This window comes from Salinimicrobium oceani (assembly GCF_012037645.1).
Window position 1 is genome coordinate 1 of record NZ_JAAVJR010000457.1, and the last position, 496, is coordinate 496.

The 496-nt window shown below is 36.3% G+C and carries 1 protein-coding gene; it reads right to left on the reverse strand.

All coding sequences use genetic code 11. The features are described from left to right. The coding region (locus tag HC175_RS17720; RefSeq protein ID WP_209310064.1) for an LON peptidase substrate-binding domain-containing protein at positions 1-294 on the reverse strand (294 nt) is incomplete at its 3' end. Positions 295-496: the final 202 nt, after the last annotated feature.

Genomic DNA, 496 nt, shown 5'->3' on the forward strand with positions numbered 1-496 from the left:
TGCAGTAGGATTCTCTACTTTTTCATCCATTTGGGACACCACTCCAATCACCTTGCTTCCGTTATTGGCTTCATTGATCAACTTGATAGAAGCATCACGCCCGGCGGTAATAGGAATAACTACCCCGGGGAATAAAACGGTATTCCGCAGAGGGAGGATAGGTAAAATTTCGGGTAAATCTTCCTTATTAATTTCTTCTTCATCTTCCGGCGTCATTAAGGGAATTAATTCTGCATCTTCATCGATCCCTTGAAATGACAGACTGTCAAGATCTGTATATTTTGTTCTGCCCATATCTAATTTTAAGTCAAACTGTCACTGCAGTTATTATATCTTTATATTTAAAGCTGCTTAACAGCTCCTATTTATACTGAAAATTAAGCAGTTAATGCTTAATCTACGTGCATTATTTCAATTGTTATGCCAACGTTCTCAAAAAAAATCAAATAAATTTTCTTCAAACTGTAACAATTTGCCGTTCAGCTAATCTTTACTG